Genomic DNA, 24,079 nt, shown 5'->3' with positions numbered 1-24,079 from the left:
TTGGCAGCTTTCACCGTTATGCATAACTACAATCCAGGTTCCATACTCAACAATGTAAAGTTCAGTCCTTCCTCGCTCACCCACCATAAGGGCTACCGCGGACCGCGGTGTCTCCCACGAGTACTATGACCTCGGCTGACTCCTACCACACCAACCCACAACAGGGCTTACCACACCTACTTGGCACAGTCTGTGACAGGCCTCCCCGATTAAGAACATGCTCTTTCCTCCTACAACCGCCACATCTACACACTAACCACTTCGATGGAACAGGCTTCGACTTCTTCGGCAGCCTTACCCAGATCAGCGCGCCTTATATGTGATTCGTATACCTCGGTGCAGGATTTCGCTTGAAGCTTCCTCCCCACAACACCTCACGATGCTGCAGTTGCCATCAGCTACATAGTTAAACCACCTTCACTATCAGGGACTCACACCCTTAAGAACATGCCCATGTCGGGCGAACCAACAAAAGCCCACCCCCACAAAGGGTGGGCTTTTGACATATAAACAGTGAAAAAATACTCAGCGAAGGCGCTAAGGCCTTCGCAACAGCAACAAAACTACGACACAGCCCACGACGTCGACAAGCTCAAATCTCGCGATGAACAAAACACCCGCTGCTGACCCGACAACGGATCAGTAAAACGCAACTCGCGGGAAATCAAATGCATCGGCGTAGAAAAATCCTCATAATTCTCCGGCAACACAACAGGATACGCAGGATCGCCCAAAATCGGAACACCCGCCGCCCACATATGAATCCGCAACTGGTGAGTACGCCCCGTCAACGGCTTCAGCTCATACACCGCCTGATCCGGGATATCACCATGCATGCGACGCAACTGAGCCATCATCGACGCATCACACTCAGTCACAGACTCAACCCGCGTAATCGCATTTACCTCACCGGGCACAATCTCACCCTGTACCTGACCGGCAACCTTCTCCATCCGGTGCTCCCACACCGTGCCAGCAGCAACATTAGAACGCGCAGCAACAGCAACATAAGTTTTCTGCGCTAAACGCTGCGCAAACAACTCCTGATAGGGTCCGCGCGCCGCAGCATGCTTGGTAAACACCAGCACGCCGCTGGTGAGACGATCAAGACGATGCGCCGGGGCAAGGTCATTATTTCCTGTCAAACGACGCAACTGCACTGTCGCAGTCTGCGTAATATGCTTTCCGCGCGGCATCGTTGCAAGATACGGGGGCTTATCGACGACGTAAAGATGCTCATCTTCAAAAATCAGCTCACAGCGATACGGCACCTCCACCTCAACCGCAGGCATTCGGTAAAACCACACATCAGTACCCGCCTGCAGCACCTCCTGCGGCGAAAGCGGTTGATCTTCAGGGAAGAAATTGCGGCGCACCTCGCCACGACGAAACGCCTCCAGCAATTCCTCCTGGGTATCGTCTGGATGCTGATGACGCTGAGTAGTTTTGAGCATCCACACAAAATCAAAGGCAGATACCCCAGCATATTCCTCAGGAACCCTAGCCCTCGTTGGATTTAAACCCTCCCTCACGGGAAGGGGTGGACGGCGACGGGGGCGCTTAGTGCGCGCGGGATTTTCCTGCATAAATAATAATCGTACACACCCACCTTGATGCCAAAAATCGTAACAAATATCCCCAGAAACCAGATAAAGTTTTTAAGAAGTATTTCAGATACGCACGCGTACGCATACAGCTGTTTCGAAGGAGCTATGAACCCATGGATATTAATGCGATGATCGAACCGATCCTCAAATTTTTCTCCGAAGGCATCGGGGCCGTTATCGCCTCCATTGCCAAAGCAATCTACCAAGCGCTCTACCCAGCGAACGCACCTGCTGCTACCACTGATCTGGCAGCAAACCCACCTCGTTAAAAGCCCTGCCTATCACCGGTTATCTCTTTTTAACCTCGAGATAACCGGTTTTCTTATACCCGATGTTAGTCATGCAGGCAGAAATGAAGCGGGTACACTGGGTAGTGAATGACAATTGAATACGGGACAACCGGTTCTTTGTTCGCGCACGTTAAACGCATAAGACAAGTGTTGAGTAGGGTCACAATCATCACTGCTGTGTTCCCCTTGCGCGAAAGGGGGGAGATTGACAGTGAAACCTACCAAAACAATGCGTGATAGGGCAGACTAAGATGCGTGCATGCGCGCGGAATTCCGGGGAATTCCTTCCAGCTGTTCACTATGAGAAAGGTAAGCACATGACCACCGAAAACATCGTCGTTGTTGCTGTTGATGGCTCCACCGCCGCCACCAACGCAGTGCGTTGGGCGGCAAATACCGCCGCGAAACGCGGCGTACCGCTACGACTAGCCTCCAGTTACACCATGCCCCAGTTCCTCTACGCTGAAGGAATGGTGCCTCCTCAAGAGCTATTCGAGGAATTACAAAAAGAAACCATGGACATCATCGAAGCAGCGAAAGCAGTTGCTCTCGAAGTGGCCCCCGACATTAAGATCGGATACACCGTTGCTGAGGGCACCCCGATCGATATGCTGCTTGAAATGAGCGAGTCGGTTTCTATGATTGTTATGGGTTCCCGAGGCCTTGGCGGACTATCCGGCATGGTAATGGGTTCGGTTTCCGCAGCTGTAGTCTCCCACGCGAAGTGCCCAGTCGTGGTCGTTCGCGAAGACAATATTGTTACCGAGGAATCGAAGTACGGTCCAGTCGTTGTGGGCGTGGACGGTTCGGAGATTTCCCAAAAGGCCACCGATTTCGCCTTCGCTGAAGCTCAGGCACGTGGCGCAAAGCTGATTGCAGTCCACACTTGGATGGACATGCAGGTACAGGCTTCGCTTGCGGGTCTTGCTGCAGCCCAGCAAGAGTGGAACGTGGTGGAAGATGAGCAGACCAAGCTGGTGGAAGAACTCCTTGCTCCTAAGCTGGAGAAGTACCCAGACGTGGAAGTGGAAATGGTGATCACCCGCGACCGCCCCATTCGCGCCTTGGTGGAGGCATCCAAGGGCGCGCAGCTTTTGGTCGTAGGCTCCCACGGCCGCGGTGGTTTCCGCGGTATGCTGCTTGGCTCCACTTCCCGTGCGCTGCTGCAAAGCGCACCATGCCCCATGGTCGTGGTACGCCCAACAAAGTAGTTTCCTTAAAAAATCTTGATTACTTGCCCATTCCCCTCACGTGAATTTTTATTTCAGTGAGGGGAATGCGTGTGTGAGCAGTGATTCCACCAACGAAAGGCGCAGGGGAGGGGGATTTCGTGGAAAGTGGGGGTGTGCAAGGCGGTGAACACGTGTTCCTTTGGGGGCGTATTCGAAGATTTTGACGTCCACTGTGCCGACACCCGAGGTTGACATGAGTGTGTGTTTGTGTGGGGAGGTGTAAAAACGACAAAAATTACTGAATGAATTTAAATGTTCTATGGTGGGGTTTCTGTGAAAAAGAACACCTTTTCATTAATTGTTATCAATTTGTTGTCGCAATCACGAAAGAAGCACCTTTAGAGTGGGGTTAATCCATGCGCGGGGCTAACCACGCTCAGTGCATCTACTCTCCACAATTCGTGGGCACTGCAATCGAGATGCGGACTATCCACATCACGGGCATGGAGAGAAGGAAACGAACATTTGTACACAAAGGAGAAGTAGTACATCATGCCTACTCTAGGGCTCATTGGCTGGATCGTTATCGGTGGACTTGCAGGTTGGGTTGCCTCCAAAATTAAAGGCACTGACGCGAGCCAAGGCATTATCTTAAATATTGTTGTTGGTATTCTCGGTGGCTTCTTGGGCGGCTGGATCTTAAGTCTGTTTAATGTTGACGTTGCTGGCGGTGGGCTGATCTTCAGCTTCCTCACCTGCCTTCTGGGTGCGGTCATCTTGCTCACCATTGTGCTGAAGCTACGCAAATAGTTCACAGCGAACCATTCTTAGTCCGGGGAGTTGCGCTAATCACGCGGCTCCCCGCGTTCCGTCTCATGGGATACTGGGCTGGGCATTTCGCAAAAAATAGACTAATCTGTTCAGTTGGAGAGTGCGAACTTAAGAAAGCACTCAGCGACTGACATCTAAAGGAGCTTTTTCAGGCAATGCCTACTGCAAAGTCAACGGGCGCGAAGGCGGCGGGGCGACGACGCAACCGCCCCACCCCACGGCAACGACTGCTCGACAGTGCTACACATCTTTTCACCACTGAGGGTATCCGTGTGATCGGTATCGACCGGATCTTGCGCGAAGCTGACGTTGCAAAAGCATCACTGTACTCACTGTTCGGTTCAAAAGATGCGTTGGTGATTGCGTATTTGGAGGCAATGGACGACAAGTGGCGTGAAGAATACGCACAGCGCACAGCGCATATGCACGATCCGCAGGAGAAAATCCTCGCCTTTTTTGACCAGTCGATCGAAGAAGAACCCGGCAAGGAGTTCCGTGGTTCGCATTTCCAAAACGCGGCTACCGAGTATCCCCGCCCCGAAACGGAAGCTGAGCATGGGATTATTCACGCAGCCCGCCAGCATCGAGAGTGGCGTTTGAATACGCTCACGGAGCTGCTGACAGAAAAGAACGGTTACCCTGGTCGCAATCAGGCGCATCAGTTGCTTGTGCTTCTCGACGGCGGGCTTGCGGGTGCGCGACTCACCCACAGCGTGGAGCCACTCAAACTAGCCCGCGATTTAGCGGTACAGCTACTGGCAGCACCTCCTGCCGATTACGCTATTTAAACTATTCTCGCCCTTGATACTTATGGAAGTACCAAGGGCGAGAAGTTTTTAATCCTGTGCTTTAGCTTCGGAGCTGTGAGAAGACGATCCGCTGGATTCTTGAGTGCGTTCAGTTTCACCAGCTTCGGTTGTTGGTGGTGTTTCGGCTTCTTGTTCCGCCGCGCGCTTTTCTGCAGCGAGTTTTTCTTTGTGTGCTTTGGCTGCGGCCTCGCGTTCTTTCTTGAGCGCTTTGGCTGCGGCTTTTTTCTCTTTTTTCTCCGTAGCCGCATCGCGGAAGTATTGCCGTGAGGTGTGCCAATTATTTTGGTGTGTCTCAAACTTCCAGGGGGCGAGGATGAATCCGAGTACTGCGAGACGACCGAGCCAGCGCATTGTGCGTTTCTGCTTGGTATTCGCGATGCGCTGTGCGCGCTTTTCTAGCTGGAAGTCGATGAGTTCCTGCTCGTAGGGCAGCACACGGCGCAAAATGATGTAGATGACGACGTTTTGGATGAGTGTCCAAAAGTTATTGAGCACCCAATACATAGCAATAGCTGCGGGGATGGGGCCAGTCACACCGACAAAGATCAACATGATCGGGGTGAGCATGATGAATACCACCATCCAGCTCAGCATGGAAGCAGCCAACTTGGAATCATGGTCCATGGAAAAACGGTTGCGTACCGTCGAAATCGTAATATTGATTGAGGTGACCAAACCGGCGAGCACGATCAGGGGGAAGTTAAAGTTATTCACCGCGTAGGCGGTGGTTCCTACGTGTTCTAATTGCTCTGGGGTCATGGCGATATAGGCGGGCAGGCCGACGTTGCCAATTTTGGCTTCGAGGAAGCTTGAGACATCCGCGCTTGTGAGCAGCCCAATGGGGGCGTGTGTGGTTGAATCGAGACCTTCGGCGGGCCGGGCCATGCGCAGCAGTACTTGGTACAAACCCAAAAATACGGGGATTTGAATAAGTGGCGGGATGCAGCCGGCGGATACCTTGTACCCGTAGTCTTTGCGCACCTGTTTTTGTCGCGCAGCCATCTCTTTGAGTTTTTCGGGATCGACTTCGGTGGCGTATTCCGCGTTGATGGCTTCGACGTGCGGGCGCATCATGGTGGAGATGCGACCTGATTTGAGGATCATCCACTGGAGGGGGGCAATAATTCCGCGCACAACCACGATGAGTCCCACGATGGAATAAATCCATGCGGCGGAATCGTTGAGTCCAAGCAGGGAGTGGAAAAACAGGTGCCAGAGTTTCATTACTCCGGAGACGGGATAAATGAAAATCTCAAGCATGTTAGATGAAAGTATCCTTCTAAAAGTCTAAATGTGGTGGTTATCGTTGGCAGTAACTACACTATCGGTATTGATGGTACGCGTTGGAACGAAGCCGTGAGAAACACCGCAGCGGAAAACCTTCCCATGCGTGCACTGTGAGAAAAGTAAAGGAGAACCATGGGTAGACACTCGGCCCCGGCGCAGCCAGCCGCCCAGAAGGGGAGGCGGGGGGAAGCAAAGCCCGAGAAACCTCGCTCACAGCGAGGGTTAAGCTTTTCGACAGTGCTGGGTGAAATCTTACTCACTGTAGGTGTCCTTGCTCTCCTATTTGCTTTCTACGAGTCCTACTGGACCAATATTGCATCAGCGAAATTACAAGCTGAAGCAAGCCAGAAGCTGGATGACGAATGGAAAGAAGAATCCATGCGGGCAAACCCGCGCCAAAAACTCCAGCCGGAACTTGGTACCGCTTTTGCCCGCATGTACATTCCCACCTTCGGCAGCGATTTTAATTTCGCCATCGTGGAGGGCACAGCTGACGCCGACCTCATCGCCGGCCCTGGCCACTATGCGGACACCCAAATGCCAGGCCAGCCAGGAAACTTTGCGGTGGCAGGTCACCGAGTGGGCAAGGGTGCGCCTTTTAACGATCTGGGGTCGTTGAAATCCTGCGATGCGATTGTGGTGGAAACCGTTGACACCTGGAACACCTACCGGATCTTGCCGATTGGGGTCGACGGTGATGCGCGTCGACAAGCTGCGCACGAATGCTTAAGCCCGCAGCAGGCAGAACGGGTCGCAGCGGGCGACTACTCCGACGTCCAAGGGCGCTACATCACCCTGCCAAGCGACGTGTCCACCATCGGGGCGAAACCAGGAATCTTGGGGCACCAAGCAAGCCCCGACCTCGAATCGATGATGACACTGACCACCTGCCACCCCCAATTTTCGAATGCTGAGCGCATGATCGTGCACGCCATGCTTGTCGAAAGCCACCCCAAAGACGGAACCTACCGCCCAGCAGCATTGGAGGAAAGCTAATGTACGGACTTTTATGGCGCGCACTGCCAGGGCCGGTCTGGGTGAAAGCACTGCTCGCCCTGATCATTCTGGCTGCCGTGTTCTTGCTGTTGATGGAAGTAATCTTCCCCTGGATCTCCCCGATGTTGCCTTATAACGACGTCGCCGTATAGCCCTAGACAAAACACCGCCCGCAGCAGAACGACTCCATGCTGCGGGCGGTGTTATTTTTAACTTATAAACCCAGATTCTTGATCGCTTCTTGGGCAATCAGCTCTGCTTTAAGCGACTGATCTTGATTGCTCCACACAATGACCGCCACCTTATCTTTTTGCACCGCATACACTGAACCGTCAGCATGTCCGCGGCGTCCCCCAGACCACCCATTGTCTTCCACCGGTTCAGTATCGGCAATCGGGGCAGCCCAATCCACCACATCCGTGGCCGAAGAAATGCTCTGCATGTTCCGCACAATCACCGTCACCTGTGGTTCTTCAGGATAGGACCAGAAAACGCAGGCTGGGGTATCGAAACGAGTATCAATTCCCTGACCGACCATGCGCTGGCCGTTTGTTTTAGCCACCCACTCTGAATCCAAATACGGGCAGTCGCTAAAACCGTGACGACCCTCAGCAACCTCCGGCAGGGCGTCGATAGGCAACCCGCTATCAAGTACAGGGGACTGCTCGGTTGTTGGCGCGGCAACAGTCGACGTATCAGGGGCAGCGGATGGTTCCGGTGTGCAGGCAACAAGGGTGCAGGAAGCGACAACAGCAACACCAACAGCGCAGCAATAGGCTGCACGGGAGCGAAAACGAGGTAATGTCACAGTCATGGATTCCAGCCTAGAGTCTCACGTAGAAGGTATCGAACCCAACACGCAGGGCACACACGACGCCTTAACCCGCGCAAAAAATCGCATGAAAAACACCGCCTCCGCCACACTCACGAACATCGCCGCCGGAGACGTCAACACCTACGATTCACAGCCCGGTGCCGCAGCTTATCGCCGCGCCATGACCGTGCTCACCGTCTTCTTGCTCGTGGCAGCACTCGCCGACGCCACCCGGCTGGGGCGTAACGACGCCATCATCGCCGTCGTTTTCAGCGCACTGTTCGCATTCGCCTACGCCATGGCCGTCACACGTGCCGACGACTCACTCTGGCTGAAACTCACCTGGCTTGCCGCCCTAACCATCGTGTGGGTGCTCATGCTACCCGTGGTGCAAGTCAGCGTCTACCTCGTCTTCCCCCTCTTCTTCCTCTATCTGCGCGTACTGCCAGACTACCGCGGCATGATCGCCGTACTCGGGGCGACCGCCGTTGCCATCTTAAGCTACCGCAGCCACCTGACCTACGGTGCCGTGATGGGGCCTGGCGTATCCGCGCTGGTTGTCATCGGCATCCACCTTGCCTTCCAAGCACTCTGGCGCGGGGCTAGGGAACGTGAAGCACTGATCGCGGAGCTGATCGAAACGCGCAGCCAACTCGCCGAAACTGAGCGCGCCGCCGGCATTGCCGCCGAACGCCAACGCATCGCACACGAAATTCACGACACCCTTGCTCAAGGCTTGTCCTCCATCCAGATGCTGCTGCGCGTCTCCGAGCAAGCAATCAACAAATCCTCCATGACTGAGGACGAAAAAATCGCACCCCTTAAACACATCGGGATCGCGCGACAAACAGCAGCCGACAACCTCCAAGAAGCCCGCGCCATGATCGCCGCACTCCAACCAGCAGCGCTGAGCAAAACCTCCCTCGAAGGTGCATTGCTGCGCGTGGCCGAAAGCTTCGTCGGGCCGGACTACACCATCACCGTCGACGGCGATGAACGGCAACTACCCATGAAAGTCGAAGCCGCCCTACTGCGCATCGGACAAGGAGCAATGGGCAATGTGGCCAAACATGCCTCCGCAACCCGCTGCGCAGTCACACTCACCTACAGTCCCGGCGAAGTACGACTCGATGTGGTCGATAACGGGGCCGGATTCGACCCCGCCGCAGTGGAGGATCGCCCAGCCGGTCTCGGACATATCGGCGTGAACGCGATGCGCCAAAGAGCAGCTGAACTGGGCGGAACTGTGGAACTGGAATCCGCGCCGGGCCAAGGAACTGCAGTCAGTGTCGCTATCCCCATTCCGGAAGAAAACTAACACATCTATGATGAATGGAAAGTTCTATCTTCAAGCCGTCGAAGGAATGGGCTAGAATCTCATACGAAGGTTAAGCTAAGTTTGGGTGGAGTAAGTTTTACGCTTCCCATGAATTCTCGCTTTGCCGAGAAAAATATGCTGAGCGCCGTGCTCAATGGGGGTGCCTCATGGATACCATGTGCACGTCTTAGTGTGGCACACGCTTGTGCCCATATAATCACCCACTCCTGTGCGATGAAAGGTCGGAAAAGAAGGTATGATTCGCGTTTTGCTAGCCGACGATCACGAGATTGTCCGTCTGGGGCTGCGAGCAGTGCTCGAAAGCGCCGACGATATTGAAGTGATCGGTGAGGTCGCTACAGCTGAGGCGGCTATTGCCTCGGCTCAAGCCGGCGGCATTGACGTGATCCTCATGGACCTGCGTTTCGGTGCGGGTGTTGAGGGCACGCGTCTGGCCACCGGTGCTGATGCCACAGCCGAAATTAAACGAACAATGAAGAAACCACCACACGTGCTGGTGGTGACCAACTACGACACCGACGCCGATATTTTGGGCGCTATTGAAGCCGGTGCACTAGGCTACCTGCTCAAAGACGCCCCACCGGAGGAGCTGATTGCAGCTGTCCGTTCGGCCGCCGAAGGGGATTCCACCTTGTCGCCGACGGTAGCTAATCGCCTCATGACGCGGGTGCGCACCCCGCGCACCAGCCTGACTCCACGCGAATTGGAGGTGCTGAAGCTGGTTGCTTCCGGTTCCTCTAACCGCGACATCGGCCAGATCCTACTGCTGTCGGAGGCGACCGTGAAAAGCCACTTGGTACATATTTATGACAAGCTTGGGGTTCGTTCCCGCACCTCAGCAGTCGCTGCAGCCCGCGAGCAAGGCGTGCTCTAAAACTACGGAAAGTTATTCCGTAGTAGGCAGACATTGAGATCTGAATTTCAGGTCAAAAAATATCAAGGCGTTTTCCTACCTCATCTGAGGAAGGAAAACGCCTTGATATACATTCACCCCTCGCGATTATTTACACCTCAGTGACGGGGAGGAAAGTCACCTCCACAGCACGGTGGCTGTGACTGTCGCAAGTAAGGGGGGATTGATAAACCGGCTACTGCTGGTTTATGGATTAGCAGCCAGGTAATCGTCGATGATCTGCTGAGATAGCTTGCCTCGCTCTGCTACCACAATGCCACGAGCGGCAGCCCACTCGCGCACAGCCTTCGGGCTGTAGTTTTGTGGCTCACGACGCTGGTTGGTGTCCTTGCGAGCATGAGCGAGGAATTCGGAGATGGACTCACGGAATTTCTCACAATTTGCAGAGGAAACATCCATGACATAACTGGAGCCATCAATGCTGAAACGAATGACGTGCACATCGTTTTCGTCTAACGGCTTGTTGTCAAGATCGTCGAAGACTTGGGTAATTTTACGGCGAGCCATGTGAATTCTCCTTCTATAGTATTTTGTTCCACAATTTATGCGCTGCACGAGCTGATCTTTTTTGTTTCTCTTTGAAGCCCTCCCCAATTGGGGCGCTTCCACAGTATACGTGATAGCAAATTCCGTGGAGGGCTAAAGACAACACAAAGGCCGAGAAAGTTGTATCTTGCAATAATTCAACCAGCTCTTATGACTATACCTTCGGCGTGAACCTAGGCTGTATTGGTGCCGGTGCAAATGATTCCAATACGCATTAGAAATTATTGAATTAAAGCACTATTTTTTTATCTCGATTAAGAGATACCGCTTAATAGGGCATCAAGGCAAAACATGGGTGTACTAAAAGGGGGTACTTTGTTGATGATAGTTGGTGATTCTTGGAGCAACCTGTTAAAAGTGCGGCGGAAATTGCTAAGAAATCCCAAGGTTGAACCAAATGAGGTCAAAACCGACGGTAGTGGGGGGAGGGGATATGCGAAAAAATGAAACCCCCCTTCATTATCTGTCATTTCTTTGATGGATCATTCATTGGAGGTGAATGTGGACAAAGAAAACAGTGCATTGAAGGAGGGGGGGATCAATCCCGTGTGCTTTTAAAGGCTACGGGAAAGTACTTCTTTGTTCAGTTCTTCAAGATCTGAATCAATAGCGCGGTGCGCACGTTTGCGTTGATCAGTGGTCATAAACTCGGCATTATCTACTGCGGCACGCAGCTCGTCGAGGCGATTATGCACATCTTTGCGATACCCGGCGGGTAAACCGAATTGGTCCACGCTTTTACGAAGCTGCGCAATCCGTGCCTTCAGTTCAGCGCCGTGGCCGGAGAATGCCGACAATTCATCCACGCTCACACCCAGTTTCTGGGCGCGGGATTGGTTCGCGCTTTCGCGAAACGCCACCACTGCGCGATAAATCAAAGGCAAAGCTAAGGGAGCTAATGCACGAATTGCGGCGGAATAGCGCAGTACTTTCTTGGCATTAAAACGGCCTTCGCGTAGCTGGTCAACGGCAGCTTTTGCCATCTTTTCTTCGTGCTTGCGGCGAGCCTGGAGGGTTTTGTGTTCGTGCTTGAGTAGTTTGCGTTCGTGGTTGGCGAGAAGTTTTTCCTGCTGCAATTTCAGCTGTGCGCCCCGTTTCACTTCTTCTCGTGCTCGCACCTTAGCAGCCTTGATGATGGCTTTCTTTTCGGCGCGGGCGCGACGGATGGCTTTGAAAAATCCCATGAGTTGTTTTCGAGCTTTCTTTTCTTGGATCGTTCCACCTTGTGACAGGTCTGATTCCACACTACCTTGCCGAGTCGCTTAGGCTTTGTTAGTTGTGGAGATTCGACGCACCTTACACCCGCAAGATTTGGTTGGCTGCCGCTATCGGCGCGTGCTCACGCACGTCTTGCCTGATATCCCGCCGACCGATGCGTCTGTGGCACGCCGTCTTCGGCTGGAGCACAGCAGGGCACAGATTATGGCTTTGCTGCCTACTCGCCCAGAAAAGGGGGATAATCGCCACTTTAGGCGCATCGATCTTGAGCCTGCGTCGGTGGAGGAGCGCTGGTTTGCCACGCTGGAGGCGATTGTGACTGGCGCGCATGTGATTACGAACGCGGTGGTGTCCGTGGTGGTCGATGATCAAGAAATTGTGGTGGAGATTGATGCGTTGGTGCGCCACGATTCTGTTGGCTATATGCCGGTGTTGATTACTAATCACCGGATTGCGCGTGCAGATGAGCATAAGACGATGAATGTGGTGGCTACCCGCCGGCTGGGGTTGGGGCGTGCGCACCGAGCGAAGTATCGACTCAAGCATCATGCAGCGGATACGTTTTCGTTGGCTGCTGCGGCTCGGGCTCTTGATGCGCTGGGTGTGGGCTGTCAGCGTGCGATTATTATTGGCCAGGATTTTGAGCGCGGCTTTGTTGTAGATACTGATTTGTTTCAGCAGGGTTTAGATCAAGCGCTCGCTCAGCCGGTTCCTTTTGCTCCGCATCGGGTGAAGGAGTGCGGTCATTGTCGGTACTGGCCGCAGTGTGAGCAGCAGTTGCTTGCGGTGGATGATATTTCGTTGCTGTTTTCTGGCGAGAAGTCGTGGGAGTTGAAAAAGCAAGGTATTGCTACTGTTGCGGCGCTCGCGCAGTGCTCCTCCCCGGTGGAGGATGTTGCGCTTGCGCGTGCTTATGTGGGCAATCGCAAGTTGTTGAAGAAGCAGGATGCGGTGTCTGCCCCGCGTTTTGATGTGGAGATTGATATTGATGTCGAGGCGTATTTAGATCGCGGAGCCTACTTGTGGGGTGTTTTTGATGGCAGTTCCTATCATCCTTTTGTGACGTGGGATGAGCTGGGTTCGGAGGCTGAGGCGAGAAATTTCGCCGAGTTTTGGCAGTGGTTACGCGAACGTATCAGCAAGGCGCGTGCGGCTGGGCAGTCGGTGGGTGTGTTTTGCTATTCGGCGAACGGGGAGAATCACTGGTTGCGGTTTTCTGCGAAGCGTTTTGCCCAGTTTCGTGCGTCGATTCCTGGTGTTCCCAGTGAGGAGGAGGTTAGTGAGTTTATTTCTTCGCCGCTGTGGATTGATGTGTTTGCGCTTGTGCGCCGCCAGTTGCTGGGCACGCATGGGTTGGGTTTGAAAACGGTGGCGCCGGTGGCGGGTTTTTGTTGGCAGGTTGATGATTTGGATGGGGAGGCTTCGGTGAATCTCTATTTAGAGGCGACCCGTGCGCTCACATCCGCGCAGGGGGCTGATGCTGCTCGTGAAGCGTTGCTGACGTACAACAGTGATGATTGCCGTGCGACTGCGCGGGTGCGGCATTTTCTTGCCGACGGCGCGCCGGGTGTGTCGACCTGCGCCGAGTTGTGCATGGATTAGGGCAGCAAAAAGCGTTGCGACGACCACACGTGGCGACGTCGCAACGCTGCGGTTGTTAGTTGATGCCGCATGCCACGCCGGTGGAGTGGTGCGGGCAGTAGCCCTGAGGATTCTTGTGGAGGTACTGCTGGTGTTCGTCTTCGGCGAGGTAGAACTCGCCCGCCGGGGTGTTGCTCAAAGTCTCCACCTCGGTGGTGATGGCGCCAAAGCCTGCGGCGGCGAGTTTGGGCGCGTAGTCGGCAATGATCTCGCGTGCGCGTAGTGCCTGCTGATCGGTGCGGGTGTAGATTGCGGAGCGGTATTGGGTTCCCACATCGTTGCCTTGGCGGAAGCCTTGGGTGGGGTCGTGCGCTTCTAGTGCGCGGGCGATGACCGCATCGAGGCTGATGATCGAAGGATTGAATACGACTTGGACTACCTCGGTGTGATTGGTGCGCCCGGTGCATACTTCGCGGTAGGTGGGGTTTTGGGTGATGCCTCCGGCGTAGCCGACTGCGGTGGATTCCACTCCGGGGGTTTCCCAGAATATTTTTTCTGCACCCCAGAAGCAGCCCAAGGCAACATAAATGATTTCTTGATCATCTCGCCAGCGCCCGGTGATGGGGGTATTGAGTACCGCGTGTGGGGCGGGGTTTTTGAGCACTGCGTGCTTTCCGCCGCGAAGTGCTTGTTCGTCGCTGACGAGTTCGCGGGGTTTGCCGAAGAGGAATCCCATAGTGTTTTTCTTCATCCTTTCATTGCTGTGGGCTTTGCGCCGAGCGTACCAGTGCCGGGGTTTTATGCTCACCAACACGCGATACTCAGGGGCACACACTGTATGACAGTGCGGTTTATGGCAGTGTGCTTAATGACAGTGCGCTTACTATTCGTGTGCTGTGTTTCAACGATGAGCACCGACGACTTTATTCCCAGTGCTACTTCGCCCTTGGTTGTAGGGGTCAGGCACGTGTGGTTTTCTTCTGTGCGGGCTGGCTGTGGTTGCCCCACCGTGTTTGTGGTGGTCCTAGGGGGTTTGATTTTTTAGTGTGGTTTGTCATTGGTGAGGCTTGGTGGTGGCCAATCGTTGCGTAAATCGCATTCTGGCTTATCATGGCTATAGCGCGCCATCCGTCGCATCTGGGAGTGTGTGACTGCCGCTTCCTGTGTTTTTGTGACATGTGTGTGAAAGTTTTCCACCCTAGGGCTTTGGCATACAGGTGTTGGACGCACAGTAGTGTGCGTGAAGGAAGCTGGACATTTCCAGAATGTTTGCGGTTGTGTGCGCGGGAGTTATTAACAACGAAAGGACACCTGCATGGCTAAGTATGAACTTCCTGCGCTTGAGTATGCTTACGACGCACTCGAGCCACACATCTCGGCTGAGATCATGGAACTGCACCACACCAAGCACCACCAGAACTACGTCAATGGCGCAAACGCTGCCCTTGAGAAGCTGGCTGATGCTCGTGCGAACGGCTACATCGGTGTTGCAGTGACCGCACTGTCGAAGGATCTGGCATTCAACCTTGGTGGCCACACCAACCACTCTTTGTTCTGGAAGAACCTTTCCCCGAATGGTGGCGGTGTCCCAGCAGGTGAGCTGGCAGCTGCTATCGACCGCGATTTCGGTTCCTTCGACCTGTTCAAGGCGCACTTCAACGCTGCAGCTTTGGGCCTTCAGGGCTCCGGCTGGGCTGTGCTGGCTTACGACAAGGTTGGTGAGTGCCTCGTGATTGAGCAGATGACCGACCAGCAGGGCAACCTGTCCATTGATTTGGCTCCGCTGTTGCTGCTCGATATGTGGGAGCACGCTTTCTACCTCCAGTACAAGAACGTCAAGGCAGACTATGTTGAGGCTGTCTGGAACGTCTTCAACTGGGATGAAGTTGCCGCTCGTTTTAACGCTGCAACCAACTAATTCACACACACCACCTCATTCGGTGCGCCACGCTTTCAGGGTATAAGCGCACTGACTTTGCTAGCGGTGGACATAATTCCCCTGTGTAGAGCAACGTTACGCAGGGGAATTGTGCTGTTTGAAGGGCTTATCACCACAGGTATTTCTTGAAGCACCATGTAAAGTTGCAGGTCATTATTGCTAAGTTGGAAGGGGTGTAAACAACAAGCAATGCACACACCATGGTGTGCAGAGAGCAGGCGGCAATGAACCAGCCGAAAGGGCTGACAGCAGGTACCCACCAGTACCGGATGGCGGTTGCTGCCCTCCTATGTGCAGGTCTGGCCACGTTCAACTCGCTGTACACCACCCAAGCGCTGATGCCTCGACTGGTGCAGGAATTTTCAGTCAGCCCCTCACTCGCCGCCCTGACACTATCGGCAGCCACAGGCGCATTGTCGCTGGCTGTGGTGCCCGCGAGCGTGCTCAGCGAAAAGATCGGCCGGGGTCGCATGTTGGTCGGATCAGCGATCCTTGCCACGGTGGTGGGGCTGATGGTGCCGGTGGCGACGTCGATAAGCATGCTGATTGTGCTGCGCGCACTGCAAGGCGTGTTCATCGCCGGGGTGCCCGCAGTAGCAATGACCTGGCTCAGCGAAGAGATCACCCCCAAAGACCTCACCAAAGCAATGGGGCTGTATATTGCGGGCACATCAGTCGGCGGCATTAGCGGACGCCTCATCCCCAGCGTGGCGCTGACCTGGGTGAGCTGGCAAACCGCGCTCGTGCTCAGCGCCACCTTCGCCCTGCTCGCAGCCGTACTCATGGCTGTTCTTCTGCCCGCCCAACGCAACTTCACTCCGCACCGCGTCACCTTCACCGGCGAGTTCCGCGCCATGCTCACCCACCTACGCACCCTGCCCCTGCTGCTCATGTTCGCCTCAGCATTCCTGTGCATGGGAGTGTTCGTTTCCCTCTACAACTTCGTCGGCTTTCGCCTCATCCACCACTTCGGGCTTGACGACGCCCACGTCGGCCTCCTCTTCCTGCTCTACCTCTTCGGCACCCTCTCCAGCACACTCGCTGGGCGCGCAAATAGCCGCTTCGGCCACGGGATCACCGCAACAGCAGGCAGCATACTCATGGTCATCGGCCTCGCGCTCACCATGGGGTCTATCATCAGCCTGACCATTGGGCTGGTCATCTTCACCGCCGCATTCTTCCTCGTGCACTCCACAGCCTCCGCCGCGGTTGGACTGTTAGCCTTAACCCACCGCGCCGAAGCCGCCAGTATGTACGTATTCAACTACTACATGGGCTCCTCCATTCTCGGCTGGATCTCAAGCTTCATTTTCGACGCCTTCTCCTGGTACGGATTCACAGCCTGGCTCATGGGATGGACCACCCTTCTTGTCGGCTGCTGCATCGCAACCCTCATACTGTGGCCCAAACCCACGCGCTAACACACCTGGCAGCACACACCTTCAATTCATGAGCGAACATGGCTGGATTAAAGTAGACACCAGCGAGTTTTTGATGCGCACCACGGTTACACACACTTCTTCACATCATGTTTTCACATCATGACTACCACTGATTCTGCGAACGCCACCGAAGACGACAACACGAACACACCACCTGCCGCACCCTCGACAACAACACCCGCGGCGGCGTCGACACGCACTCAGCGTGTACCACGCCACCACTGGAACCGGCGCGCCCTGCTGCCCATCACAGCCTGGATGATCGCACTCGTGCTCGTCTCACTCGTGCACTGGGCAATCCCCGGGCATCGCTGGCTGCTCATCCACATGTTCACCCTCGGCGTGCTCACAAACGCAGTGCTTGTATGGACGCACTATTTCACCGAAAAATTCCTCCACCACCGCCACGCCGACACCACGCGCCGCTGGCATAAGCGCCGCATCATCGCCTTCAACATCGCCATCAGTGCCACCCTTATAGGGCAGATACTCACACCCAGCTGGGCGCCCGGGTGGGCCATCACCGCCGCCGGATCAGGCGGCATCGGACTCGTCCTCATCGCGCACACATACAGCCTCAGCAGCCACTACCGCGCACAGCATCACGAGCAACGCTACGCAAGCGCCGTACTCGCACACATCTACTCCACACTCTTCTTGACCCTCGGGGTGGGCGTGGGCGCGATCGCGGCGCACGATATGGGCGACCCCCTCCACAGCCAGCTGCGACTAGCGCACCTAAACTTAAGCATTCTCGGATTCATCGGACTCGCCGCGCTTGGAACCCTCACGGTGCTCTTCCCCGCGATCTGGCGCACCCGCGCACCCGCCCCCACAAACGGCGGCATCAGCATCCTCGCCCTCGGTGTGGTGATCGCCGCAACCGGCTTCCTGCTCGGGCACAGGATTGTTGCAGTCGCCGGACTCCTGCTCTACCTCGCCGGGCTTTTCGACGCCGCCCTCGGCTGGTCCCGCTGCATCAACATCATTGTGAAAGACCCCCGCGACCGCATCACCTTCGCCGCCTCAAGCACCCTGTGCGCACCGCTGTGGCTGATCGGCGCACTCATCACCTTGATCCACAGCACCCTCACCGCCGACACCATCGCCACAATCACCCTACCAACCACCAGCGTGCTCGTCGGATTTGCCGCCCAACTACTCATCGGTGTCATGAGCTACCTGCTCCCCACCACCCTCGGCGGCGGACCCAAAGCCGTGCGCACCGGGCAGACAGTTTTCAACCGCGCCGGGCTGTTTCGCAGCACCCTGATCAACATCGGCCTCATCATCTGGCTTGTCACCGACAATTCGTGGCTGCGGGTCGTCTCCTCGCTGCTCGTCTTCGGATCACTAGCCATCTTCCTCATCCTGAGCCCACTAGCCGTGCGCGCCCAGCATGGCGTAGTTCGGGGCACACGTCTACCACTCACCCTGCCTGCCACACCCCGCTGGGGCCAGATCACCGCAGCACTCGCCGTTCTTGCCTTCATCATCGCCAGCTTCGGCGGCCTTCAAGCCCCTATCACCAGCGGCCCACCAGCACCGGCGACAAACGGCACCGCACATACTGCCGCGCGCACCGAAATCGCAGTCACCATGGGGGATATGGAATTCCAACCATCAGAACTAGCAGTACCCAAAGGTAACGAACTTATCCTCCACCTGCACAACACCGACACCCAAGCCCACGACCTGAAATTTACCAACGGTGCCAGGTCAGGACGCATCGAAGCGGGGGAAACTAGCACTCTTTACGTCGGTGCCATTACCGACACCACCGAAGGCTGGTGCACCATCGCCGGCCACAAAGCTCAAGGCATGACCCTTACTGTGAACCCCACAGCACCTCCCGCAGCCAGCGACGCGCCAACCAGCCCACAGTCACAGGTCGCACACCCCGACACCGTGCCCGTCGACAACGGCATCAACCCCACACAACAACCCATCAACAGGCGCTGAACCCTCTTAAAAACCACTACGCCCCATCACAAAGGAGGGGTGTGTGCGCACTAGCGCACCATATCCAATGTGCTCACCCGCCGATAACCCGGCACCTCAAAAGGTAGATCACTCGACTCAGGACCACGGTGAATATGCACAGCATTCATGCCAGCCTGAAGCGGACCCAGCACATCGTTGGGCACACTATCACCCACAACCAACACCTGATCAGCCGGGCACTGAAGCACACCCAGCACAATGTCATAGCAACGCTCCTGCGGCTTAGCCACCCCCAATTCCGCCGCCGCCAACATGAGAAAACGATCATCCCATAACCGTGCCCGACTCATCTTCGCCTGCTGCAAAGCACCTGTCCCATTAGTAAAAATCCCCACCCGTGCCCCCGACGCCACAGCCCGCTCCAACACCCCCGGCGCATCCGGGAAAGCCACAATCGATTCCTGATACAAATCCAAATACCGCTGATACATATCAAGAGCGTGCGCCGGATCTACATCAGGCTGGTGAAGAAACTCGCGGATACGAGCAACCCGCTGACCATCATAAGAAACAGTCCCCAACTCAAACTCACGAAACCACTTCGCCTCCAACTGTTTCCAACGCTCAACATCAGGTTCAATGCCCAACTCGTGCGCGAACTGATACGAAGCAGTCACCATCGCCTGCGTGTGATCAATAAGGGTATCGTCCAGATCAAACAAAATAACTGAATAATCCGCCAAGGAAGAATCACAAGAATACATAGAAACACCCTATCTGACCCACACACCCCACCACTTTCATTTCACCCACCCCCACCCACACACGCGCACACCTACCCTACTCATACACGCGCGCACTCAAAGCTGGGCATACAACAATAAAAGCCTGCTTGGAGCAAGCGACCCCTCACATGAAGGATCACCTGCCCCAAACAGGCACATGGTCGGGATAACAAGATTTGAACTTGCGACCTCTTCGTCCCGAACGAAGCGCGCTACCAAGCTGCGCCATATCCCGAAAGCTGCAATCACAGGTTAGTCCTTCAAACCCGCAACAGTAAAGCAAAGCCCCACAAAAACTGGGGTAAGAAATCTCACACCCAAAAGAACACCGCACAACTACTACACACAAGCGCCGAGAATCACGCGGATTTCTCCACCACTCGAATCACAGTCGCCGACGGACGGCAGAAAAAGCGGAAAGGCACAAACTTCGACCCACCCAAACCATTAGACACATGCATAAACATGTTCCCAAACCGGTGCAAACCCTGCACACGAGCACGATCAATACCGCAATTAGTCACCAACGCGTACGAACCCGGCAGACAAAACTGCCCGCCATGGGTATGCCCGGACAATGACAGCTGGTAGTTGTCGGCGTCGAAAAGCTCCAACACCCGAGGCTCAGGCGCATGCACCAACGCCAAAGACAGATCAGCATCCGGATTCGGCGCACCCGCAATCAACGAATAATCATCCAAATCATGATGCGGATCATCCACCCCAGCAGCAGCAACCCGCACACTGCCCACCTTAAACTCATGCCGCGCATGCGTGGCATCCAACCACCCATGCTCCATAAACGCCGCACGCATATCCGACCACGGCAACGCCACATCAGACACCTTGCGCTTCTTCCCCAACACATACACAAACGGATTCACCATACGCGGGGCAAAATAATCATTCGACCCAAACACAAACAACCCCGGGCGACGCAACAACGGCTCCAACGCCCGCAACACACCCGGAACCCCCTTGAGATCCGACAAATTATCGCCAGTATTAACCACCAAATCCGGATCCACCGACGCAAGCGAACGCACCCACTCCTGCTTCGCCACCTGGCCTGGAACCATATGCACATCCGAAATATGCAAAATCTTAAAACACTCCCGACCCCGCAACACCCCAGGTTCAAGAAGAGGAACAGTCACCTCCTTCAACTCAAAACGACGAGTCTCACGCCAACCCCACACAGCCCCTACAACACCCGCAACACAACTTGCGCCAACAAACAACCCAAAACGCTTCATACACTTGCTCACGCCTACCCACACTACACACCACACAAACCCAAAACACCCCAACCCCCACCAGCACCAAACCACCTGTGCGTAAGATAGAAAATTATGAGTGAGTTGAAGGCACAAATCCGACAAGACATGACCACCGCAATGAAAGCACGCGACAAACAGCGCACCGGCGCACTCCGCATGCTCCTAGCAGCCATCCAAACCGAAGAAACCGCAGGCACCAAGCACGAACTCAACGACCAAGAAGTGCTGAAAGTCATCGCCCGCGAAATCAAAAAGCGCAAAGAATCCGCAGAAGTCTACGCCGCGAACAACCGCCAAGAACTCGCCGACAACGAACTCGCCGAAGCCGCAGTGCTGGCCGAATACCAGCCCAAGCAGCTCAGCGACGAGGAAGTCACAGCACTCGTTGCCGTAGTAATTGACAACGTCCGCGCCGAACACGGCGAAGCCACCATGAAACAGATGGGGCAAATCATGGCCCAAGCCACCGAAAAAGCAGCAGGCGCAGTCGACGGCAAACGCCTCTCCAGCGCAGTACGCGCAGCGCTGAGCTAAAACCCAGCCACCACCCACACGCACACCCCATGCGTGTCACCACAAAATCCCTACCTATGTCCTCCACTTTCCCACCACACCACCTGCACCTTCGTGCAAGCGGTAGCGGAAGAAAAGTCGCGGAAAGGTAGGGATTTTTTGCGCAGCTGCTAAGAAAACCAACCAGAGCTGTGTTTAAGGAGAAGACGGTTGCGTGCCACCGAGCAAACTCAACAGCTCATCAGTCACCCGATCAATCTCATCAGCAATCTGCGAATCACGACCCTCAAACAACTCTTCCTCAAACACCGGTGGGGGAGCCGTGCCATCGGAAACATGCACCACAACCGTAGCGCCTTTACGAATCGGAGCCTCAACAACCACCCGCATCACAGTCCCACGAGGCGCACCATTACCGGCAACCATCTGCTGCAACACATTGAAGTTCTGCTTCTCCAGATCCTTCTTCACATCCTCAAACTTGCGGCCAATAAACTCATTGCCAAACGTCACCGAACGGCCCTGATTAAACCGCGGATCATAAGCTGGCAGTGCACCTGCACCCGCATTCAAATTACTTGCCGCACTAAACCACGTACGCGCAGGCTCAAAACCACCAAACAAACTGCCATCAGGACACTGACGCACAGGGGCAGTACACAGCGGGGAAATAGTGGTGCCATCATTGTAAATGTAGGTTGCGGCAGCAAAACGATCATTGAAACCCAAAAACGCCGCCGACTGGTGCGATTCCGTCGTGCCGGTCTTCGCCGCCATTGGCGAGTTCCAGCCCACCGCTGCCGCAGCATCCTTCGCTGTACCCTTCACGGTATCAGCACTCATACCCCCAGCAAGAGCATGGGCAATTTCCGGGGCAACAGCCTGCTCACAAGCAGGCTTTTCAATAAATACCTCGCGGCCATCCCTATCAAGTACCTGCTCAATCGGGGAAGGTTCACACCACATGCCATCAGAGGCAAGGGAAGCAGCAACATTGGACAACTCCAAAGGATTAACCGCCATCGGGCCTAAAGTGTAGGAACCCAAATTATGGGATTTCACATAATCCGCAATGGAGTTCGTCCCATCAAAACTGCCCTTATCAGTATAGGAACGCAAACCCAAACGCACCGACAAATCCACCACCTGCGGAACCGTGACCTTCTCAATCAAGCTCACAAAGGTGGTGTTGGGCGAATGCGCCAACGCTTCCCGCAAAGACATACGCGGGGCATAAGAACCAGCGTTCTCCACACAATACTTCCCCGGTGGGCAGCCACGCGCACCACCATCACCCATACCGGAAACCTCTAAACGACGCGGAACATCCAGCTGAGTATCCAAACCATAGCCCTGCTCCAATGCCGCAGCAGCAGTGAAAATCTTAAACACCGAACCGGCACCATTACCCACCAACGTGGCAGGCTGATTCAACACAGTTTGGCCCGCGTCCAAATCCAAGCCGTAATCGCGCGAGGAAGTCATAGCCAAAATACGGCGGGAATCCTTCCCCGGTTCCACAATATTAAACACCTCGGACACCCCAGGGGTTTGGGAGCTGACCTGGGAAGACACTGCCGCATGGGCGGAATCCTGCACCTTCGGATCCAAGGTTGTGCGGATAGTGAAGGAACTCTTGTGCAAATCATCGAGCGAAATGCCCTTAGAATCGAGATAATTAAGCACATAATCGCAGAAAAAACCTCGATTACCAGTGGTAATACACCCATTGGGCAAACCGCCGGGGCTTTCCAAAACCCCCAACGGCTCCTGCTGGAATGCCGCAGCCTCCTCAGGGGAGATCGAACCTGCCGCCGCTAAGGAATCCAACACTGTATTACGACGCTGCGTCACGCCCTCAACATTGGTATAGGGATTAAGAAAACTTGACGATTGCACCATGCCCGCCAGCATGGCCGACTGTGGGATGGATAGCTGCGAAGCGGGAATACCAAAATAGGTTTGCGATGCCGCCTCAATGCCATAAGCCCCGTTACCGAAAGGAACGAGATTGAGGTAGCGAGTCAGGATTTCATCCTTCGTTAAAGCATCATCAATACCCGAGGCCATACGCATTTCGCGCAACTTACGAGGAATAGAGGTTTCCACCGCAGCAGCCTGCTCATCTTTATTACTCGACTTCACCAGAAGCAAATAGTTTTTCACATACTGCTGATTAATCGTGGAGGCACCCTGCTCAACGCCGCCGACGAGGAGATTGCGCACCATAGCGCGGAAATTACCTTGGATATCAACCCCGTTGTGCTCATAAAAACGGCGGTCTTCGATCGCAATGATGGCATCTTTCATTGACTGAGCAATGTATTCGGAAGGGACGTCGTACCTTCGCTGGGAATACAGCCACGCGAACGGAACCCCATCTTTGTCGGTGATGGTTGTCACCCCAGGGGTCATCCCAGAGGTGAGATCTTGCAGGTTAGACTGCATTGTTTCGTTGGTACGCGCGACTGCAATGCCCCCGAGTGCAGCGATAGGGGACAGCGCAATGGCACAGGCGGCTCCCGCTGCGACGGTCGCGCCGACGATTCGGGAGAGAGATTTCCATACAGACACGCTCTCTACACTAGCGAGGTTTCCTATAAAGGGGGAATGGCAGATCACCCCTCAATGTGTGATCCATTCGACTTATGTTTGGTGCTGTGAATAGACTTACATCAGACAAGTCTGCTGCAAATCGCTTGCGATAGCATATGTGAAGTACGGTCATTGTTGCGATTGACCGTGTTTTTACTATCGGTGTCTGCGATCGTGC

22 protein-coding genes and 1 tRNA gene are annotated in these 24,079 nt (G+C 54.9%); 13 read left to right on the top strand and 10 right to left on the bottom strand.

Annotation, left to right across the window (positions count from 1 at the left end; genetic code table 11):
- Nucleotides 1-563: 563 nt before the first annotated feature.
- On the bottom strand, nt 564-1,586 hold the full coding sequence (locus CFELI_RS12905; protein WP_277104233.1) for a pseudouridine synthase: 1,023 nt from the start codon (nt 1,584-1,586) through the stop codon (nt 564-566).
- Nucleotides 1,587-1,720: 134 nt separating this feature from the next.
- Here CFELI_RS12905 and CFELI_RS12900 point away from each other — a divergent pair, with 134 nt between their 5' ends.
- The 4 genes from CFELI_RS12900 to CFELI_RS12885 all read left to right on the top strand — a co-directional run bounded on the left by CFELI_RS12900 (nt 1,721) and on the right by CFELI_RS12885 (nt 4,688).
- The gene (locus CFELI_RS12900; RefSeq protein ID WP_277104232.1) at nt 1,721-1,876 is read left to right on the top strand and encodes a hypothetical protein; all 156 of its coding nucleotides are present in this window, start codon (nt 1,721-1,723) and stop codon (nt 1,874-1,876) included.
- A gap of 338 nt (nt 1,877-2,214) precedes the next feature.
- Nucleotides 2,215-3,108 carry a universal stress protein gene (locus tag CFELI_RS12895; protein ID WP_277104231.1) on the top strand — a complete coding sequence of 298 codons (894 nt, stop codon included), beginning with the start codon at nt 2,215-2,217 and terminating at the stop codon, nt 3,106-3,108.
- Nucleotides 3,109-3,621: 513 nt separating this feature from the next.
- Nucleotides 3,622-3,879, top strand: a complete 258-nt coding sequence (locus CFELI_RS12890; protein WP_277104230.1) for a GlsB/YeaQ/YmgE family stress response membrane protein — start codon at nt 3,622-3,624, stop codon at nt 3,877-3,879.
- 176 nt (nt 3,880-4,055) lie between these two features.
- A complete protein-coding gene (locus CFELI_RS12885) occupies nt 4,056-4,688 on the top strand; it encodes a TetR/AcrR family transcriptional regulator (RefSeq protein WP_277104229.1) in 633 nt (210 codons plus the stop codon).
- 48 nt (nt 4,689-4,736) lie between these two features.
- Here CFELI_RS12885 and yidC read toward each other — a convergent pair whose 3' ends face one another.
- The gene (gene yidC / locus CFELI_RS12880; RefSeq protein WP_277104228.1) at nt 4,737-5,969 is read right to left on the bottom strand and encodes a membrane protein insertase YidC; all 1,233 of its coding nucleotides are present in this window, start codon (nt 5,967-5,969) and stop codon (nt 4,737-4,739) included.
- Between the two features lie 159 nt (nt 5,970-6,128).
- On the opposite strand from yidC, the gene CFELI_RS12875 reads away from it, so the two are divergent.
- Both CFELI_RS12875 and CFELI_RS12870 read left to right on the top strand, forming a co-directional pair.
- Nucleotides 6,129-6,992 (top strand): class E sortase, encoded by an 864-nt coding sequence (locus tag CFELI_RS12875; RefSeq protein ID WP_290259056.1) that lies wholly within the window; start codon nt 6,129-6,131, stop codon nt 6,990-6,992.
- Nucleotides 6,992-7,144, top strand: coding sequence for a hypothetical protein (locus CFELI_RS12870; protein ID WP_277104226.1), 153 nt, complete (start codon nt 6,992-6,994; stop codon nt 7,142-7,144). Before CFELI_RS12875 ends, CFELI_RS12870 begins: the two co-directional genes overlap by 1 nt.
- 62 nt (nt 7,145-7,206) lie before the next feature.
- Here CFELI_RS12870 and CFELI_RS12865 read toward each other — a convergent pair whose 3' ends face one another.
- A complete protein-coding gene (locus CFELI_RS12865; RefSeq protein ID WP_277104225.1) occupies nt 7,207-7,806 on the bottom strand; it encodes a DUF2020 domain-containing protein in 600 nt (199 codons plus the stop codon).
- An 85-nt stretch (nt 7,807-7,891) separates the two neighbouring features.
- Here CFELI_RS12865 and CFELI_RS12860 point away from each other — a divergent pair, with 85 nt between their 5' ends.
- Nucleotides 7,892-9,124: a sensor histidine kinase gene (locus CFELI_RS12860; RefSeq protein WP_277104237.1), complete on the top strand. Its 1,233-nt coding sequence runs from the start codon at nt 7,892-7,894 to the stop codon at nt 9,122-9,124.
- 256 nt (nt 9,125-9,380) lie between these two features.
- The gene (locus CFELI_RS12855; RefSeq protein ID WP_277104224.1) at nt 9,381-10,019 is read left to right on the top strand and encodes a LuxR C-terminal-related transcriptional regulator; all 639 of its coding nucleotides are present in this window, start codon (nt 9,381-9,383) and stop codon (nt 10,017-10,019) included.
- Between the two features lie 225 nt (nt 10,020-10,244).
- On the opposite strand, the gene CFELI_RS12850 is transcribed toward CFELI_RS12855, so the two are convergent.
- Nucleotides 10,245-10,565 carry a histone-like nucleoid-structuring protein Lsr2 gene (locus CFELI_RS12850; RefSeq protein ID WP_277104223.1) on the bottom strand — a complete coding sequence of 107 codons (321 nt, stop codon included), beginning with the start codon at nt 10,563-10,565 and terminating at the stop codon, nt 10,245-10,247.
- Nucleotides 10,566-11,158: 593 nt separating this feature from the next.
- Entirely contained in the window at nt 11,159-11,788 is a 630-nt protein-coding gene (locus tag CFELI_RS12845) for a DUF6474 family protein (RefSeq protein WP_277104222.1), read from the bottom strand.
- A 94-nt stretch (nt 11,789-11,882) separates the two neighbouring features.
- On the opposite strand from CFELI_RS12845, the gene CFELI_RS12840 reads away from it, so the two are divergent.
- A complete protein-coding gene (locus CFELI_RS12840) occupies nt 11,883-13,424 on the top strand; it encodes a TM0106 family RecB-like putative nuclease (protein ID WP_277104221.1) in 1,542 nt (513 codons plus the stop codon).
- A 55-nt stretch (nt 13,425-13,479) separates the two neighbouring features.
- Here the strand turns inward: CFELI_RS12840 and msrA are convergent, their stop codons facing one another.
- Complete coding sequence (msrA, locus tag CFELI_RS12835; protein WP_277104236.1) at nt 13,480-14,139, bottom strand: peptide-methionine (S)-S-oxide reductase MsrA; 660 nt, start codon at nt 14,137-14,139, stop codon at nt 13,480-13,482.
- Nucleotides 14,140-14,718: 579 nt separating this feature from the next.
- Here msrA and CFELI_RS12830 point away from each other — a divergent pair.
- From CFELI_RS12830 to CFELI_RS12820, 3 genes are all read left to right on the top strand, one after another.
- Nucleotides 14,719-15,321, top strand: coding sequence for a superoxide dismutase (locus CFELI_RS12830; protein ID WP_277104220.1), 603 nt, complete (start codon nt 14,719-14,721; stop codon nt 15,319-15,321).
- A 245-nt stretch (nt 15,322-15,566) separates the two neighbouring features.
- Nucleotides 15,567-16,763 carry an MFS transporter gene (locus CFELI_RS12825; RefSeq protein WP_277104219.1) on the top strand — a complete coding sequence of 399 codons (1,197 nt, stop codon included), beginning with the start codon at nt 15,567-15,569 and terminating at the stop codon, nt 16,761-16,763.
- Nucleotides 16,764-16,883: 120 nt separating this feature from the next.
- Nucleotides 16,884-18,746 (top strand): cupredoxin domain-containing protein, encoded by a 1,863-nt coding sequence (locus CFELI_RS12820; RefSeq protein WP_277104218.1) that lies wholly within the window; start codon nt 16,884-16,886, stop codon nt 18,744-18,746.
- A 50-nt stretch (nt 18,747-18,796) separates the two neighbouring features.
- On the opposite strand, the gene CFELI_RS12815 is transcribed toward CFELI_RS12820, so the two are convergent.
- From CFELI_RS12815 to CFELI_RS12805, 3 genes are all read right to left on the bottom strand, one after another.
- Nucleotides 18,797-19,492: an HAD family hydrolase gene (locus CFELI_RS12815; RefSeq protein ID WP_277104217.1), complete on the bottom strand. Its 696-nt coding sequence runs from the start codon at nt 19,490-19,492 to the stop codon at nt 18,797-18,799.
- 179 nt (nt 19,493-19,671) lie between these two features.
- Nucleotides 19,672-19,748 (bottom strand) — tRNA-Pro (locus tag CFELI_RS12810).
- A 124-nt stretch (nt 19,749-19,872) separates the two neighbouring features.
- On the bottom strand, nt 19,873-20,769 hold the full coding sequence (locus CFELI_RS12805; RefSeq protein ID WP_277104235.1) for a metallophosphoesterase: 897 nt from the start codon (nt 20,767-20,769) through the stop codon (nt 19,873-19,875).
- A 96-nt stretch (nt 20,770-20,865) separates the two neighbouring features.
- Between CFELI_RS12805 and CFELI_RS12800 the strand changes: the two genes are divergently transcribed.
- A complete protein-coding gene (locus CFELI_RS12800; RefSeq protein ID WP_277104216.1) occupies nt 20,866-21,327 on the top strand; it encodes a GatB/YqeY domain-containing protein in 462 nt (153 codons plus the stop codon).
- A 174-nt stretch (nt 21,328-21,501) separates the two neighbouring features.
- Here the strand turns inward: CFELI_RS12800 and CFELI_RS12795 are convergent, their stop codons facing one another.
- Entirely contained in the window at nt 21,502-23,880 is a 2,379-nt protein-coding gene (locus tag CFELI_RS12795; protein WP_277104215.1) for a transglycosylase domain-containing protein, read from the bottom strand.
- Between the last annotated feature and the right edge of the window lie 199 nt (nt 23,881-24,079).

Origin of the sequence: Corynebacterium felinum, assembly GCF_030408755.1 — a bacterium.
In the GTDB taxonomy this organism is placed as follows: Bacteria; Actinomycetota; Actinomycetes; order Mycobacteriales; family Mycobacteriaceae; genus Corynebacterium; species Corynebacterium felinum.
This window is presented reverse-complemented; position numbering and strand designations above follow the sequence as displayed.

Bases quoted from the DNA above. Each gene is read 5' to 3' on its own strand.
- yidC (WP_277104228.1), bottom strand. From the start codon at position 5,969: ATGCTTGAGATTTTCATTTATCCCGTCTCCGGAGTAATGAAACTCTGG.
- CFELI_RS12805 (WP_277104235.1), bottom strand. From the start codon at position 20,769: ATGAAGCGTTTTGGGTTGTTTGTTGGCGCAAGTTGTGTTGCGGGTGTT.
- CFELI_RS12870 (WP_277104226.1), top strand. From the start codon at position 6,992: ATGTACGGACTTTTATGGCGCGCACTGCCAGGGCCGGTCTGGGTGAAA.
- CFELI_RS12900 (WP_277104232.1), top strand. From the start codon at position 1,721: ATGGATATTAATGCGATGATCGAACCGATCCTCAAATTTTTCTCCGAA.
- CFELI_RS12895 (WP_277104231.1), top strand. From the start codon at position 2,215: ATGACCACCGAAAACATCGTCGTTGTTGCTGTTGATGGCTCCACCGCC.
- CFELI_RS12885 (WP_277104229.1), top strand. From the start codon at position 4,056: ATGCCTACTGCAAAGTCAACGGGCGCGAAGGCGGCGGGGCGACGACGC.
- CFELI_RS12890 (WP_277104230.1), top strand. From the start codon at position 3,622: ATGCCTACTCTAGGGCTCATTGGCTGGATCGTTATCGGTGGACTTGCA.
- CFELI_RS12875 (WP_290259056.1), top strand. From the start codon at position 6,129: ATGGGTAGACACTCGGCCCCGGCGCAGCCAGCCGCCCAGAAGGGGAGG.
- CFELI_RS12800 (WP_277104216.1), top strand. From the start codon at position 20,866: ATGAGTGAGTTGAAGGCACAAATCCGACAAGACATGACCACCGCAATG.
- CFELI_RS12860 (WP_277104237.1), top strand. From the start codon at position 7,892: ATGAAAAACACCGCCTCCGCCACACTCACGAACATCGCCGCCGGAGAC.
- CFELI_RS12820 (WP_277104218.1), top strand. From the start codon at position 16,884: ATGACTACCACTGATTCTGCGAACGCCACCGAAGACGACAACACGAAC.
- CFELI_RS12850 (WP_277104223.1), bottom strand. From the start codon at position 10,565: ATGGCTCGCCGTAAAATTACCCAAGTCTTCGACGATCTTGACAACAAG.
- CFELI_RS12815 (WP_277104217.1), bottom strand. From the start codon at position 19,492: ATGTATTCTTGTGATTCTTCCTTGGCGGATTATTCAGTTATTTTGTTT.
- CFELI_RS12830 (WP_277104220.1), top strand. From the start codon at position 14,719: ATGGCTAAGTATGAACTTCCTGCGCTTGAGTATGCTTACGACGCACTC.
- CFELI_RS12845 (WP_277104222.1), bottom strand. From the start codon at position 11,788: ATGGGATTTTTCAAAGCCATCCGTCGCGCCCGCGCCGAAAAGAAAGCC.
- CFELI_RS12825 (WP_277104219.1), top strand. From the start codon at position 15,567: ATGAACCAGCCGAAAGGGCTGACAGCAGGTACCCACCAGTACCGGATG.
- CFELI_RS12905 (WP_277104233.1), bottom strand. From the start codon at position 1,586: ATGCAGGAAAATCCCGCGCGCACTAAGCGCCCCCGTCGCCGTCCACCC.
- CFELI_RS12855 (WP_277104224.1), top strand. From the start codon at position 9,381: ATGATTCGCGTTTTGCTAGCCGACGATCACGAGATTGTCCGTCTGGGG.
- CFELI_RS12865 (WP_277104225.1), bottom strand. From the start codon at position 7,806: ATGACTGTGACATTACCTCGTTTTCGCTCCCGTGCAGCCTATTGCTGC.
- msrA (WP_277104236.1), bottom strand. From the start codon at position 14,139: ATGGGATTCCTCTTCGGCAAACCCCGCGAACTCGTCAGCGACGAACAA.